The following is a 13,311-nucleotide window of genomic DNA, read 5'->3' as shown; positions in this document are numbered from 1 at the left end:
AACTGACGCTGCGTCAGATCGTTTCCCGGAGGGTCGCCGCGGCCTGCCCGCGTGCGCCCCGATCCCGAAAGGCACCCGAAACCGTGAGAACCCCGAAGACCCTGGCCGCGGTCCTGCTCCCGGTGCTGGCCCTGACCGCCTGCGGGTCCGGGGGCTCCCCGGCGAAGACCGCCCAGGGGGTGGACCCCGGCCGCGACGTGGTCTCCCAGGAGAAGAAGGTGGACACGATCGCCGCCCTGCTCCCGCCGGAGGTCCGGGCCGCCGGCAGCGTCAAGGTCGGCGCCGCCTTCGGCTCCCCGCCCAGCGCCTACTACCCGGACCCGGGCAGCAAGAAGGCGGCCGGCCTGGACATCGACATCACCGACGCGGTGGCCAGGGTGCTCGGCCTCACCGTCAACCGCGAGGACGCCGCCTTCGACACCATCCTGCCCGCCCTGGGCAGCGGCAAGTACGACCTGGGCACCGGCAACTTCGGCGTCACCACCGCCCGGCTGCAGACCGTCGACTTCGTCACCTACATCGACGACGGCCAGGGCTTCGCGGTGAAGAAGGACAACAGCTCGCTGACCGCCGTCACCGACCTGGTCCAGCTCTGCGGCCTGAACATCGCCACCGGCGCCGGCACCACCTTCGAGAGCACCCTGAACGCCAAGAAGGCGGCCTGCGCGACGGCCGGCAAGAAGCCGTACACGGTGCAGTCCTACTCGGACAACGGCGCGGTGCTCACCAGCCTGCAGCAGGGCCGCTCCGACGTGGAGATGTCCACCATCAACGGCCTGCGCTACCAGGCCGCCCAGCCCGCCGCCGGGGTGAAGTTCCTCGGCGAGTACCACCGGCTGGACGTCGGCTTCGCGTTCAGGAAGGGCACCCCGCTGGCCCCCGCCTTCCAGGCCGCCGTCAACCAGCTGATCAAGGACGGCACCTACCAGCGGATCCTGGAGAAGTGGGGCACGGCCGGCTCGGCCATCCCCGCCTCGCAGACCAACCCGCCGGAGCACAGCTGATGGCCGGCGCCACGATCGAGGTCCGGGGCGTGCACAAGGCCTTCGGCGAGCAGCGGGTGCTGCGCGGGGTGGACCTCACGGTGCCGGCCGGCTCGGTGACCGCGGTGCTCGGGCCCTCCGGCTCCGGCAAGTCCACCCTGCTGCGCGGCATCAACCACCTGGAGCCGCTGGACCGCGGCACGGTCGCCATCGACGGCGAGCTGATCGGCTACCGCCGGGTCGGCGACCGGCTGCACGAGCTCCCGGCGCGCGAGGTGCGCAGGCAGCGCACCCGGATCGGCTTCGTCTTCCAGAGCTTCAACCTCTTCCCGCACCTCACCGTGCTGGAGAACGTGATCGAGGCACCGGTGGGCGCGCTCGGCCGGTCCAGGGCGCAGGCGGCGGAGCTCGGCCTGGAGCTGCTCGGCCGGGTCGGCCTGGCCGACCGGGCGGGGGAGTACCCGCGCCGGCTCTCCGGCGGCCAGCAGCAGCGGGTGGCGATCGCCCGGGCGCTGGCCCTGGAGCCGAGGGTGCTGCTCTTCGACGAGCCGACCTCGGCGCTCGACCCGGAGCTGGTCGGCGAGGTGCTGGACGTGCTGCGCGACCTGGCCGCCGCCGGGCGGACCATGCTGGTGGTCACCCACGAGATCGGCTTCGCCCGGGAGGTGGCGGACACCGTGGTCTTCATGGACGGCGGGGTGGTGGTCGAGCAGGGCCCGCCGGAGCAGGTGCTGGACCGCCCCGCGCACCCGCGCACCCGGGCCTTCCTCGGAAAGGGGAGTTGACGGCGCATCAGGCCGGGGTCCGAGCCTTGCCAACCGGCCCCCGATGACTGACGATATCGCTGGCGGCGGCAGGCCGGCGGGCCGTACCCGCGTGCCGCGCGGGGGCACTGGGGGAGTTCATGAGAGCCAACGATGTGCTGGACGGACGCTACCGGCTGGTCGGGAAGCTCGGGCAGGGCGGCTTCGGCGTCGTCTGGGAAGCCTACGACACCCGGCTGCAGCGGCAGGTCGCGATCAAGGCGCTGCGCAGCCCGACCGGTCCGCACGCGGTCTCCGACCTGGCCCGGCTGCTGCGCGAGATCCTGGTGCTGGCCAAGCTGGTGCACCCCAACATCGTCCAGGTCTACGACCAGGGCGAGGCGGAGTCGGACGGCGAGTGGTTCACCTACCTGGTGATGGAGCTGCTCAACGGCCAGACCCTGAAGACGGTGCTGGAGGGCGGCCGGCCCGAGCTGCTGACCGCGCTGCGCTGGTCCGTGCAGCTCTGCGAGGCGCTGGCCGCGGCGCACGCCGCCGACGTGATCCACCGGGACATCAAGCCGGAGAACATCATGTTCACCAGCCCGGACCGGCGGGTGCTCAAGGTGCTGGACTTCGGCATCGCGCAGATCGCCGACAACCAGGACGGGCTCACCGGCACCCACGACGGGCTGCTCGGCTCCGCGCCCTACATGGCCCCCGAGCGCTGGGACTACCAGCCCGGCACGGTCCGCACCGACCTCTACGCGGTCGGCTGCGTGCTGTACGAACTGCTCACCGGCACCCGCCCGTTCACCACCGACGGCACCTTCTCGCTGATGCTGGAGCACAAGGAGGCGGAGCCGGCCCGCCCGCTCGCGGTGCCCACCGAGCTGGCCGACCTGGTGCTGCAGCTGCTCGCCAAGGATCCGGTCGAGCGCCCGGCCGACGCCACCGAGGTGGCCGAGCGGCTGGCCCAGGCGATCGAGGACGTGAAGGACCTGCGGCGCCGGGCGGACGCCGCCTTCCAGGCCCTCGCGGACGGCCGGGCGGCCGCCGCCGAGGAGCAATTGCGGCCGCTGGCCGAGCAGTTCGCGCTGGCCTTCGGTCCGGGCGACGGGCGCACCCTGCGCACCTGCCACGATCTGGCGCTCGCCCTGATCCGGCTCGGCCGGCCCGAGGAGGCCTACTGCCTGCTGGCCGAGCTGCTGCCGGCGGCCGCCGAGGCGCTGGGCGAGGAGGATCCGGAGGTGGCGGCGATCCAGCGCAGGCTGGCCCGGACGCGCCCGCCCGCCCAACCCTGCGCCCCCGGCCTGCTCACCGCGCTGCTGGGGGCCGTCTGACGGTTCCCGCCGGGAACCATCAGACAGCCCCAGGCCTGTCAACCGTACGCGCACCCGATTCGGCCCCGGGTCGATCGGATGAATTGATAGGAACTGGCCGATCGGCCACCCCTGGCCCGCCCTCCGCACCGGTTGATATATCTCGGGGTTCCAGTAAACCCTCGATGTGCGATGAGGTGATGGCAGATGAAGTTCCTCCGAGTGGGACCGCCGGGCGCCGAACGACCGGCCGTGCTCGGCCCGGACGGCACCGCGTACGACCTCTCCGGAACCACCCCCGACCTGGACGGTGCCTTCCTCGCCCGGCTCGACCGCGAGGAGCTGGCCGCCCTGGTGGCCGGCGGCTCGCTGCCGGTGCTGGAGCTGGCCGGGCAGCGGATCGGCGCCCCGGTGGCCCGGCCCGGCAAGCTGGTCTGCGTCGGCCTGAACTACCGCGACCACGCCGCCGAGGCGGGCGCCGCGATCCCGGCCGAGCCGGTGCTCTTCCTCAAGGGCACCGACACCGTGGTCGGCCCCGAGGACGAGGTGCTGGTGCCGCGCGGCGCCACCAAGACCGACTACGAGGTCGAGCTGGCCGTGGTGATCGGCCGCACCGCCCGCTACCTGGAGACCGACCAGGAGGCCGCCGACTGCATCGCCGGCTACACCGCCTCCAACGACGTCACCGAGCGGGCCTTCCAGTTCGACCGCGGCGGCCAGTGGGACAAGGGCAAGTGCTGCGAGACCTTCAACCCGCTCGGCCCCTACCTGGTCACCCCCGACGAGGTCGGCGACCCGCAGGCCCTGGAGCTCCGGCTCTGGGTCAACGGCGAACTGCGCCAGCACGGCAGCACCGCGGAGATGATCTTCCCGGTGCACCAGGTGATCCGCTACATCAGCCAGTTCATGGTGCTGGAGCCCGGTGACGTGGTCACCACCGGCACCCCCGCCGGCGTCACCCTCGGGCGCCCCGGCACCCCGTTCCTGCAGCCCGGCGACGTCATGGAGCTGGAGGTCGGCGGGCTCGGCCGGCAGCGCCAGGTGCTCGGCAAGGCCTGACGGTGCCTCAGCGGTCGGCGGGCAGGGCACCGAGCCGGGCCAGCAGCAGCGCGGCCCGCCCCCCGGGACCCTCCAGGGCGAGCAGCCCGGCCAGCACCTCGGCCGTCTGCGGGTCGTGGCCGGCGGCGGTCGCCGTCATCGCCACGAACTCGTCCACCAGCCAGTCGCGCAGCTCGGCGGGCGGAATCTGCCGTCCCTCGTCCAGCCAGCTCAGCGCGGCCGCCTCGACCACCGAGATCCAGGACCGCACCAGCAGGGTGAGCCGCGGTCCGGCCTCGCGCACCCCCATGTAGCGCAGGGTGCGGCGCAGCGCCGTGCGCCGCACTTCGTCCACGATCGCCGTGGTCCGCTTCGTCTCCACCACCGACCCGCCGCGCAGCAGCGCGCCGTAGCCGGCGTCGTGTTCGGCGACGAACGAGAAGTAGCCGTCCAGCACCGCCCCCAGCTGCTCGGTCGGGGTGCCCTGGACGGAGAGCCTGAACCGCTCGGTGAGCTCCTCGGCGGCACTGCGCAGCGCCGCCTCGTAGAGCTGCTGCTTCCCGCCGGCGAAGTACCGGTAGACCAGCGGCCGGGAGGCGCCGGAGGCCTCCGCCACGTCGTCCAGGCTGACCTCTTCCGGGGGACGGCTGGCGAACAGCGCCAGCGCGACGGAGATCAGCTGCTCACGGCGCTGCTGCACCGGCAGCCGGCGGTAGCCGGAACGCTTCTTCGCGGCGGGGGCGGTGGGGTCGGCCGGCTCCGTCTCGTTCATGGCGGTCAGCGTATAGCCGCAGCACTGTGCGATCGATCGGCTTACGGACGGTCAGCACGCTTCCCAACAGCATCGACCGGTTCCGGAAAGGGGCTTGCAAAGCGCCCGGGCTGCGAAAAGATGTCCGAATGGCTTCCGAACCGAATCCCTCCACCGCCGTCGACGCGACCCCGCGCACCATTGCGGACGGCTTCGTCCAGGCACTCGCCGACCTCGACCCGCTGACCGCGGTCTACCTCGGACTCAACGCCGGGGACGACCGCCTCCCCGACCTCTCCCCGGCCGGCCACACCGCGCTCGCCGAGCTGTCCCGCCGGACCCTGGCCCAGCTGGACGCCGCCGAGGCCGCCGGCGCCGTCGACTCCGCCGCCGACCCCGAGGCCGAGCGCCGCTGCGCCCGGCTGCTGCGTGAGCGGCTGACCGCCGAACTCGCCGTGCACGAAGCGGGCGAGGACCTGCGCGCGGTGCGCAACCTGGGCTCGCCGCTGCACAACACCCGGGAGATGTTCACCCTGCTCTCCACCGACACCGAGGAGGACTGGGCGCACCTCGGCCGCCGGCTGGCCCGGGTGCCCGAGGCGGTGCGGCAGTACCGGGAGACCCTGGAGGCCGGCATCGCGGCCGGCCTGCTCTCCGGCCCGCGCCAGGTGGAGACCGTGATCGGCCAGCTCGGCGAGTGGCTGGAGGCCGATCCGGAGGCGGTCGAGGAGGCCCGCTCCGCCGGCTGGTTCGGGGTGCTGGTCAGCCCGGCCCCCGAGTCGCTGCGCGCGGAGCTGATCGGCCACGCCGCCGCCGCCTCCGCCGAGATCGCCGAACTGCGCGAGTGGCTGACCGCCGTCTACCGGCCCGCCGCCGCCGACACCCCCGACGCGGTCGGCCGGGAGCGCTACGCCCGCTGGGTGCGCTTCTGGACCGGCGCCGACCTGGACCTGGACGAGGCCTACGCCTGGGCCTGGACCGAGTTCCACGACCTGGCCGAGCAGATGCGCACCGAGGCCGAGAAGGTCCGCCCCGGCAGCACCCCGATGCAGGCCATGAAGTGGCTGGAGTCCGACGGCGAGGCCGTGGTGGGCGCCGAGCCGGCCCGGGAGTACCTGCAGGGCCTGATGGACCAGGCGATCAACGACCTCCAGGGCGTGCACTTCGACCTGGCCGAGCCGGTCACCCGGGTGGAGTCGCGGATCGCCCCGGCCGGCAGCGCCGCCGCGCCGTACTACACCGCCCCCTCGCTGGACTTCAGCCGTCCGGGGCGGACCTGGCTGCCGCTGCTGGGCCGGGAGAAGTTCCCGGTCTGGGACCTGGTCAGCACCTGGTACCACGAGGGCGTGCCCGGCCACCACCTCCAGCTGGCGCAGTGGAACTACGTCGCCGGCAGCCTCTCCACCTACCAGGTCAGCCTGGGCGGCGTCAGCGCCAACCTGGAGGGCTGGGCGCTCTACGCCGAGCGGCTGATGGACGAGCTCGGCTACCTGACCGACCCCGGCCACCGCCTCGGCTACCTCAACGCCCAGATGATGCGGGCGCTGCGGGTGATCGTGGACATCGGCATGCACCTCGGCCTGGAGTTCCCGGCCGACTCGCCGTTCCGGCCGGGCGAGACCATGACCCCGGAGCTGGCCCGGGCCTTCTTCGGCGAGTACTGCGGGCTCTCCCCGGCCTTCCTGGACAGCGAGCTGGTGCGCTACCTGGGCATGCCCGGGCAGGCGATCGGCTACAAGCTCGGCGAGCGGGCCTGGCTGCGCGGCCGGGCGGCGGCGCGGGCGGCGCACGAGGCCCGCGGCGAGGAGTTCGACCTCAAGGCCTGGCACATGGCCGCGCTCTCGCAGGGTTCGCTCGGGCTGGACGACCTGGTGGCCGAGCTGTCGGCGCTCTGATCTCCGCGCCCGCGGAACCCCGTGACACACGGGGTTCCGCGGGCGAACCGGCCGGTTAAAACTTGGCTAAAATGTCCATATTATTCCCATTTTGAACAGCTATTTCCTTGCCCTTCCGGGGGCAGCGAGTTTCGCTGGAGTCCAGTGCCGTCCGCGCACGCCGGCGGCACCCCCCTCCGGAAGGCTCTCCCGTGTCCGAGCAACACGCGACGAGCGACCCGGTGCCGGATCCGCGCCGCTGGCGCGCGCTGGCCGTGATCGCCGTCGCCCAACTGATGATCGTGCTCGACATCACGATCGTGAACATCGCACTGCCGTCCGCCCAACGCGACCTGGGGATCTCCACCGGGGACCGGCAGTGGGTGGTCACCGCCTACACCCTGGCCTTCGGCGGGCTGTTGCTGCTCGGCGGCCGGCTCGGCGACCTGTTCGGCCGTAAACGCACCTTCATGATCGGCCTGCTCGGCTTCGCCACCGCCTCGGCGCTCGGCGGAGCCGCCCAGTCGCCGGGGATGCTCTTCTTCGCCCGCGCCCTGCAGGGCGCGTTCGGCGCACTGCTGGCGCCCTCCGCGCTGGGCCTGCTCTCCACCACCTTCACCAATCCGCGCGAGCGGGCCACCGCCTTCGGCATCTTCGGCGCCATCGCGGGCGGCGGCAGCGCGATCGGGTTCATCGCCGGCGGGCTGCTCACCGAGTACCTGGACTGGCGCTGGTGCCTGTTCGTCAACGTGCCGATCGCGCTGGCCGCAGCGGTCGGCGCCTACGTTCTGCTGCACCGCGACCACATCGCCAAGGGCAAGCGGATCCCGCTGGACCTGCCCGGCGCGGCGCTCGGCTGCGGCGGGCTGCTGGCCATCGTCTACGGCACCTCGGAGGCGGAGTCCCGCGGCTGGAGCGACTGGCTGGTGCTCGGCTGCCTGATCCTCGGCGTGCTGCTGGAGGTCGGCTTCGTACTGGTGGAGCGCCGGTCCTCGCACCCGCTGCTGCCGCTGCACGTGGTCCGCGACCGCAACCGCGGCGGGGCCGCGCTCTCGGTCGGCCTGGCCGTGATCGGGCTGTTCGGCCTCTTCCTCTTCCTGACCTACTACCTGCAGGCGGTCAAGGGGTACTCGCCACTGCTCACCGGCGTGGCCTTCCTGCCGATGACCGCGGCGATCATCTTCAGCTCCACCGGCGTGGCCGCCCGGCTGATGAACAGGGTGCCCTCGCGGGCGCTCATGGTGCCCGGGCTGCTGCTCGGCGCGGGCGGCATGGCCTGGCTGAGCCAGATGAAGGTGGACAGCCCCTACGCGGCGATGGTGCTGCCCGGCGAGCTGCTGCTCGGCCTCGGCATGGGCCTGGTCTTCATGCCGGCGATGAGCCTGGCCACGCTCGGCGTGGCGCCGCGCGAGACCGGCGCGGCGGCGGCCACCATCAACACGGCCCAGCAGGTCGGCGGCTCGATCGGCACGGCGCTGCTGAACACCATCGCGGCCAGCGCCACCACCGCCTACCTGGTCGGCAAGGACGTGACCAGCAAGGCGGTCCGGGACGCCGGCGCGGTGCACGGCTACAGCGTGGCGGCCCTGGTCGCGTTCGGGATCTTCCTGCTGGCCGCGGTGGTGGCCTTCACCATGGTCAACCACCGGCCCGGCGAGGCCGAGAAGGAGGCCGGGGCCGGGAGCGAGGCGGAGGTGCGGGCGACGGCCTGAGCGCCCCGCCCACCCCAGGCGCCCCGCGTGGCCCTCTTCACCTGTCATGAACTGTCGGCGATGATGTGATCAGAAGTCCACCGGGGCGTTCCGCAGCCGACTCCTGCCTGCTGTTTTGCCCCACTCGGTGGATTTCTCACCCGGCTCTCAGTCGAGCGTCATCCGGTTCGCAGTACGCCGGGTGATAGTCGATCCGAGGCCGCGGCGCCGCACCCCTGGTGCCGGAACCACGGCCGACCGAGGCCACCGAGCACGAGCACCTTCGTGGGCAGGAGTCACCGACCTGATGAGCAGTCAGCGCCATCGCCGGGCAGAACGCCGAACCGTGTCCCGTCCGGCCGTCACGCTGGCCGCGCTCGGCGTGCTGCTCGGGGCCGTCGGCAGCGTCAGCCTGCTGGACTCCGACGCCTGGGCCTTCACCGGCCTGGCCGGGCACCGCAGCACCGGCAAGCCGGGCCACTCCGCGGCCCCCGCCGCCGCCCCCAGCTCCAGCAGTGCCAGTACCAGTGCCGGTGCAGGTGCCGCGCCCAGCGCCACCCCGTCGGCCGCCGACACCGCGGGGCAGGCCGCGGCCCCGGCGCCGTCCACCGACTCGCCCGCCGCGGAGCTGCCGCCGGTGAACACCCCCACGCCGACCCCCACGCCCACGCCCTCCACCACCCCGTCGCCCTCCGCCACCCCGCCGGACACCGCTACCCCGTCGCCCACCAGCTCCGACACCCGCTCGGCCCCGACCACCCAGGTCGCCCCGGCCGGCTGGGAGTCCAACCGGGTCGGCGCCCTGTTCAGCGGCTCGGTCGGCCCCGGCAACCACTTCTGCACCGCCAGCGTCCTGCACAGCCCCGCCCACGACCTGATCCTGACCGCCGCCCACTGCGTCAGCAGCGCCAACGGCGTCAGCTTCGTCCCCGGCTACCGCAACGGCCAGGCCCCGTACGGCAGCTGGCAGGCCACCAAGCTCTACACCACCAACGGCTGGAGCCAGAACGGCGACGTCGACCAGGACTTCGCCATCCTCCAGGTCGCCCCCAACAGCGCCGGCCAGCGGATCGAGGACGTGGTCGGCGGCTTCGACCTCGGTCTGAACGAGCCCTTCACCGCCACCGTCCGCCTCTACGGCTACCCCGACACCACCGACCAGCCGATCCTCTGCAGCAACGCCACCACCCAGCAGTCCGCCTACCAGCGCCGGATCGACTGCCCCTCCTACCCGGCCGGCACCAGCGGCGGCCCCTGGATCTCCACCGCCACCGGCAAGGTGATCGGCGTGATCGGCGGCTACCAGCAGGGCGGCAACACCGACGACACCTCGTACAGCGCCTACTTCGACTCGACGATCGGGAAGCTGTACCAGCTCGCGACCTCGTCGTAGGGCACCTAGATGATCATCTGGTGACAATTCGATAGCACAGGATTACTCTCCTCGGGAGTCCGCCGCCGTACCCGGCGGCGGTGCGAACCGGGGGATTCGGCCATGTCCAATGCACTGCCGGCGCTGGTCTACGCGCCGGCCCGCCCGTACCAGGGCGAGCACGGCGTCGACGTGCTCTACGAGATCCGCCAACTGCCCGGGGGCGACCGGGTGCTGCCGGTCTTCACCACCCGGGAACGGCTGGTGGCCGCGCTCGGCCCGGCCCAGCCCTGGGCCCAGGCACCGCTGCGGGCCCTGCGGGCGCTGATGGCCCAGGCGGGGGTGGAGCGGGTGGAACTCGACCCCGACATCACGGAGCAGATCTGGCGCTGGTCCCCGGAGGGGCTGGCCGAGTTCGAGGGGGAGTGGCGGTGAGCCAGTTCCAGGTGGTCCTGGACGACCTGAAGTCCGCGTCCGACACCTTCCACCGCGAGTCGCAGAGCTACGCGGCGATCATCCCGATGAACGGGCCGCCGCGCCCGGACGGCGGCAGCGACGCGATCAACGGGATGATGAGCACGGTGCTGGAGGCGATCAGCGGGCTGCACTTCGCGGTCGCGGGCGCCATCGACAACCACGGCGGAAAGCTGCTGAAGGCGCACGACAACTACCAGAACTGCGAAGTGTCGGTGCGCGAGCTCTACGACGACATCAGCGATCCGAAGAACATCAGCTGACGGGGGACGGGGAGATGGCAGGAAAGAGCCCTTCGGCGCTCGCGAACTTCTCGCACGACTGGATCGGCGGCGACATCCACGGCCTCTCGGCCCTCGCCGGAACCCTCTACGGCTACGGGCCGCAGATGGAGGACGTCACCTCGTTCCTGAACGGCAGCGTGAACAAGGTCGCCCACGACGCGGGCTGGTCCGGCTCGGCCGCCTCCTCCTTCGAGGAGGCGTGGGAGACCGACGCGATGGCCTCCCAGGCGCTGGAGGGCGCCATCGGGTCGGCCGCCGACATCATCGACACCCTCGCGGTCAACCTGGCCGCGATCGAGTCGGCCCTGGAGGACGCCGCCGACCAGGCGAAGAAGGCGGGCCTGCCGGTCGGCGAGGACGGCAAGCCGCCGACCGGCCCGGTCCCGGGCACCGCGCAGCAGATGGCCGGGGACTACTCGACCTTCTGGACCGAGTCGCTGCAACTCGCCGACCAGGCGCGGACGGACGCGGCGGGACAGCTGCAGCAGGTGTACCAGCAGATCGCCCCGCCCGGGGCCGCCGGCACTCAGACGCTGAGCACCGGCGACCAGGTCACCGTGGGGGACTACCTGCGCGGGCTCTGGGCCGTGCCGTCGGCGTACAGCAAGGTGGTGGGGGACCAGGCGCAGAAGGCCGAGGCCGACGCGGTGGCGGCCAAGAAGGCCTGGACCGAGGCGAAGAACGCCCGCCCGAACCCCCGGGTCCCGATCCCGCAGGACGCGAAGGACGCGCTGCGGTCCGCCCGGGACAAGCTCAAGGCCACCGACGCGAGGCTGGCGACGGCGGAGTCGGCGGAGGGCAAAACGCTGCTCTCCAAGGCCCTGGACGTACGGGTCTCCACCTTCTTCAGCGGCATGGCGGCCGAGGCGGACGCCGCCGGCGACATCAGCTTCCTCAAGAAGGCCGTCAAGTTCGGCGGCGAGATACCGGTGATCGACATCCTGGCCACCGGCGCGGGCACCTTCTTCGGCGCCAGGGACGACATGCAGAAGGGCATGCCCTGGTACGAGGCCGTACCGGAGAACGCCCTCTCGAACATCGGCGGCCTCGCGGCCGGCGCGGCGGTGGGCACCGCGGTCGGCGCCGGGGTGGCCGCCATGGGCTTCGCCGGCGCGACGGTCGGCGGTGTGGTCGCCGGTGCCGTGGTCGGCGGCGTGGTCTGCGTCGGTGTCGGCGACTTCGCCACCAACCTGTTCCACGAGCACTGGGACGAGGACATCCACAAGGACGGCGTGGTCCTCGGCGTCGCCGACGGGGTGGGCCACAGCGTGGTCAACACCGGCAAGGACCTCGCCAACATGGGGAAGAAGATCTGGCACAGCATCTTCTGACCAGTTTCCAGCCTTCCCCGCAAGGAGCCGCCCCCATGAACCCGCCGACCGGCCCAGTGCCGCCCCGCTGGAAACGCGTCACGCTTCCAGGGCTGCCGCGCGGGGTGTCGGTCCTCTCGATTCCCGGGGTCGGCACCGGTTGGTACCGGCGCGACTCGCAGTACTGGCTGGTCCGGGTGGGCCGGCTGGTGCTGGTCGCGGCGGTGCTGGCCGTCCAGCTGCTCGTCTACCGGTTGGTCCTGGTCGGTGATCCGCATGCCAGGCCGCTCGGCGCGCAGTGGTGGGGCGTCCTGCTGTTCGGCCTGCTGGCAGGGGCGGAGGGCTACCGTGCGGCCGGCTCCGCATCGGGCGGTCCCTTCACCGGAGTACGGCCGCGGAACAAGGTCACCGACGCGCTGCTGACGGTGGCGTTCGTGGTCTACTTCGTCGCCACGGTCCTGATCGCGCCGGGATTCTTCCTGGCCGCCACCGTCGACGGGCTGCGCCCGGTGCCCCACAACGAGCGGATCGCCCGTTCCGACCTGGACGCCCAGCTCGACGGGCGCAAGGCGGGCAAGGCGGGTAAGGCCCGGCGCCGGTCGTGAATCCCGCTGCCGCCCCGCGCGCCACACCGGTGCCCGGCGCCTGGCGGCGGGTCCGGCTCGCGGAGCACCCGCCCGGGGTCACCGTGGCCCAGGTGCCGTTCCTGGGCACCAGCTGGCTCCGCCGCGGTCCGGCGTACTGGCTGCGGCGCCTGGGCTGCCTGCTGTTGTCCGCCGGCATGGTGGCCGTGCAACTGGTCTGGTGGCTCGGGGCGCTGGCCGATGACGCCAAGGGCGGCGGCCTCGATGCCGCCGGCTGGGCGACCCTGGCGGCCGGTGTCCTCGCGACGGCCGAGGGGCTGCGGATGGTGCTCTTCCGGCAGGGCATCCCGTTCTTCCGGCTGTGGTCCGATCCGGTCGTCCGCTACCTCTACCTGCTGCCCCTGCTGGCCTACCTGCTCTTCGTCGTGGTGCTGCTGCCGGGCCTCTTCCTCTCGCTCCTTATCGAGGGCCTGCGCCCCCGGCTTGGCTACGAGGAGATCGCCCGCGCCGATCTCGAGGCACAGCTGCGGGCCCGCTGACAGCTGCTCAGCGGGCCCGCGGCCGTACGGCGGGCGCGAATCAGTTGCCCGAGATGCCGCCCTCGGACTCACCCTGGTTGTCGTGGAACTCCGCGACCTGGCCCTTGCCGGCCACCACACCGCCGGTGTTGTGGTGGCTCTTCTCGAACCAGGCGCTGTGGCCGTGCGCACTGGCGCTGCCCGCAGCCCCGACCACAGCCATGGACGCGAGGGCGAAGCCGATCACGGCGGTACGAATTCGCATATGCATTCCATTTCATCGGCGGGCCGGTCATTTCGGCCCGATCTGGACAACAGAATGCCCCAGGAGCCGGTGAATTCTCGGTCGCATGCACACCGATTCACT

The 13,311-nt window shown here is 72.4% G+C and carries 14 protein-coding genes; 12 read left to right on the top strand and 2 right to left on the bottom strand.

The window, feature by feature from the left end; genetic code table 11:
- Positions 1-83 precede the first annotated feature (83 nt).
- From ACFYNO_RS07835 to ACFYNO_RS07820, 4 genes are all read left to right on the top strand, one after another.
- Complete coding sequence (locus ACFYNO_RS07835) at positions 84-1,004, top strand: ABC transporter substrate-binding protein (protein ID WP_388007000.1); 921 nt, start codon at positions 84-86, stop codon at positions 1,002-1,004.
- A complete protein-coding gene (locus ACFYNO_RS07830; protein WP_388006997.1) occupies positions 1,004-1,768 on the top strand; it encodes an amino acid ABC transporter ATP-binding protein in 765 nt (254 codons plus the stop codon). Before ACFYNO_RS07835 ends, ACFYNO_RS07830 begins: the two co-directional genes overlap by 1 nt.
- Before the next feature lie 119 nt (positions 1,769-1,887).
- Positions 1,888-3,069, top strand: a complete 1,182-nt coding sequence (locus tag ACFYNO_RS07825) for a serine/threonine-protein kinase (RefSeq protein ID WP_388006994.1) — start codon at positions 1,888-1,890, stop codon at positions 3,067-3,069.
- Between the two features lie 186 nt (positions 3,070-3,255).
- Positions 3,256-4,107, top strand: coding sequence for a fumarylacetoacetate hydrolase family protein (locus ACFYNO_RS07820; protein ID WP_388006991.1), 852 nt, complete (start codon positions 3,256-3,258; stop codon positions 4,105-4,107).
- A 7-nt stretch (positions 4,108-4,114) separates the two neighbouring features.
- Here the strand turns inward: ACFYNO_RS07820 and ACFYNO_RS07815 are convergent, their stop codons facing one another.
- Positions 4,115-4,858 (bottom strand): TetR/AcrR family transcriptional regulator, encoded by a 744-nt coding sequence (locus tag ACFYNO_RS07815; protein ID WP_388006988.1) that lies wholly within the window; start codon positions 4,856-4,858, stop codon positions 4,115-4,117.
- Positions 4,859-4,986: 128 nt separating this feature from the next.
- Between ACFYNO_RS07815 and ACFYNO_RS07810 the strand changes: the two genes are divergently transcribed.
- From ACFYNO_RS07810 to ACFYNO_RS07775, 8 genes are all read left to right on the top strand, one after another.
- Positions 4,987-6,732, top strand: a complete 1,746-nt coding sequence (locus tag ACFYNO_RS07810; protein ID WP_388006985.1) for a DUF885 domain-containing protein — start codon at positions 4,987-4,989, stop codon at positions 6,730-6,732.
- 275 nt (positions 6,733-7,007) lie between these two features.
- Positions 7,008-8,423, top strand: a complete 1,416-nt coding sequence (locus ACFYNO_RS07805; RefSeq protein ID WP_388007550.1) for an MFS transporter — start codon at positions 7,008-7,010, stop codon at positions 8,421-8,423.
- Positions 8,424-8,748: 325 nt separating this feature from the next.
- Positions 8,749-9,795 carry a trypsin-like serine peptidase gene (locus ACFYNO_RS07800; RefSeq protein ID WP_388006982.1) on the top strand — a complete coding sequence of 349 codons (1,047 nt, stop codon included), beginning with the start codon at positions 8,749-8,751 and terminating at the stop codon, positions 9,793-9,795.
- A gap of 102 nt (positions 9,796-9,897) precedes the next feature.
- On the top strand, positions 9,898-10,209 hold the full coding sequence (locus tag ACFYNO_RS07795; RefSeq protein WP_388006979.1) for an SAV_915 family protein: 312 nt from the start codon (positions 9,898-9,900) through the stop codon (positions 10,207-10,209).
- A complete protein-coding gene (locus ACFYNO_RS07790; protein WP_388006976.1) occupies positions 10,206-10,511 on the top strand; it encodes a DUF6317 family protein in 306 nt (101 codons plus the stop codon). The genes ACFYNO_RS07795 and ACFYNO_RS07790 overlap by 4 nt, the downstream gene beginning before the upstream one ends.
- Before the next feature lie 14 nt (positions 10,512-10,525).
- The gene (locus ACFYNO_RS07785; protein WP_388006973.1) at positions 10,526-11,863 is read left to right on the top strand and encodes a hypothetical protein; all 1,338 of its coding nucleotides are present in this window, start codon (positions 10,526-10,528) and stop codon (positions 11,861-11,863) included.
- Positions 11,864-11,898: 35 nt separating this feature from the next.
- On the top strand, positions 11,899-12,447 hold the full coding sequence (locus ACFYNO_RS07780) for a hypothetical protein (protein ID WP_388006970.1): 549 nt from the start codon (positions 11,899-11,901) through the stop codon (positions 12,445-12,447).
- Complete coding sequence (locus ACFYNO_RS07775) at positions 12,444-12,965, top strand: hypothetical protein (protein ID WP_388006967.1); 522 nt, start codon at positions 12,444-12,446, stop codon at positions 12,963-12,965. The genes ACFYNO_RS07780 and ACFYNO_RS07775 overlap by 4 nt, the downstream gene beginning before the upstream one ends.
- Before the next feature lie 40 nt (positions 12,966-13,005).
- Here the strand turns inward: ACFYNO_RS07775 and ACFYNO_RS07770 are convergent, their stop codons facing one another.
- Entirely contained in the window at positions 13,006-13,209 is a 204-nt protein-coding gene (locus ACFYNO_RS07770) for a hypothetical protein (protein ID WP_388006964.1), read from the bottom strand.
- Between the last annotated feature and the right edge of the window lie 102 nt (positions 13,210-13,311).

The organism is Kitasatospora sp. NPDC006697, from assembly GCF_042869935.1.
In the GTDB taxonomy this organism is placed as follows: domain Bacteria; phylum Actinomycetota; class Actinomycetes; order Streptomycetales; family Streptomycetaceae; genus Kitasatospora.
The sequence above is the reverse complement of the archived record's forward strand: the minus strand, read 5'-3'. Positions and strand labels throughout refer to the sequence as shown.

Coding starts and splice junctions, on each gene's coding strand:
- ACFYNO_RS07830 (WP_388006997.1), top strand. CDS start 1,004: ATGGCCGGCGCCACGATCGAGGTCCGGGGCGTGCACAAGGCCTTCGGC.
- ACFYNO_RS07825 (WP_388006994.1), top strand. CDS start 1,888: ATGAGAGCCAACGATGTGCTGGACGGACGCTACCGGCTGGTCGGGAAG.
- ACFYNO_RS07820 (WP_388006991.1), top strand. CDS start 3,256: ATGAAGTTCCTCCGAGTGGGACCGCCGGGCGCCGAACGACCGGCCGTG.
- ACFYNO_RS07815 (WP_388006988.1), bottom strand. CDS start 4,858: ATGAACGAGACGGAGCCGGCCGACCCCACCGCCCCCGCCGCGAAGAAG.
- ACFYNO_RS07810 (WP_388006985.1), top strand. CDS start 4,987: ATGGCTTCCGAACCGAATCCCTCCACCGCCGTCGACGCGACCCCGCGC.
- ACFYNO_RS07805 (WP_388007550.1), top strand. CDS start 7,008: ATGATCGTGCTCGACATCACGATCGTGAACATCGCACTGCCGTCCGCC.
- ACFYNO_RS07795 (WP_388006979.1), top strand. CDS start 9,898: ATGTCCAATGCACTGCCGGCGCTGGTCTACGCGCCGGCCCGCCCGTAC.
- ACFYNO_RS07785 (WP_388006973.1), top strand. CDS start 10,526: ATGGCAGGAAAGAGCCCTTCGGCGCTCGCGAACTTCTCGCACGACTGG.
- ACFYNO_RS07780 (WP_388006970.1), top strand. CDS start 11,899: ATGAACCCGCCGACCGGCCCAGTGCCGCCCCGCTGGAAACGCGTCACG.
- ACFYNO_RS07770 (WP_388006964.1), bottom strand. CDS start 13,209: ATGCGAATTCGTACCGCCGTGATCGGCTTCGCCCTCGCGTCCATGGCT.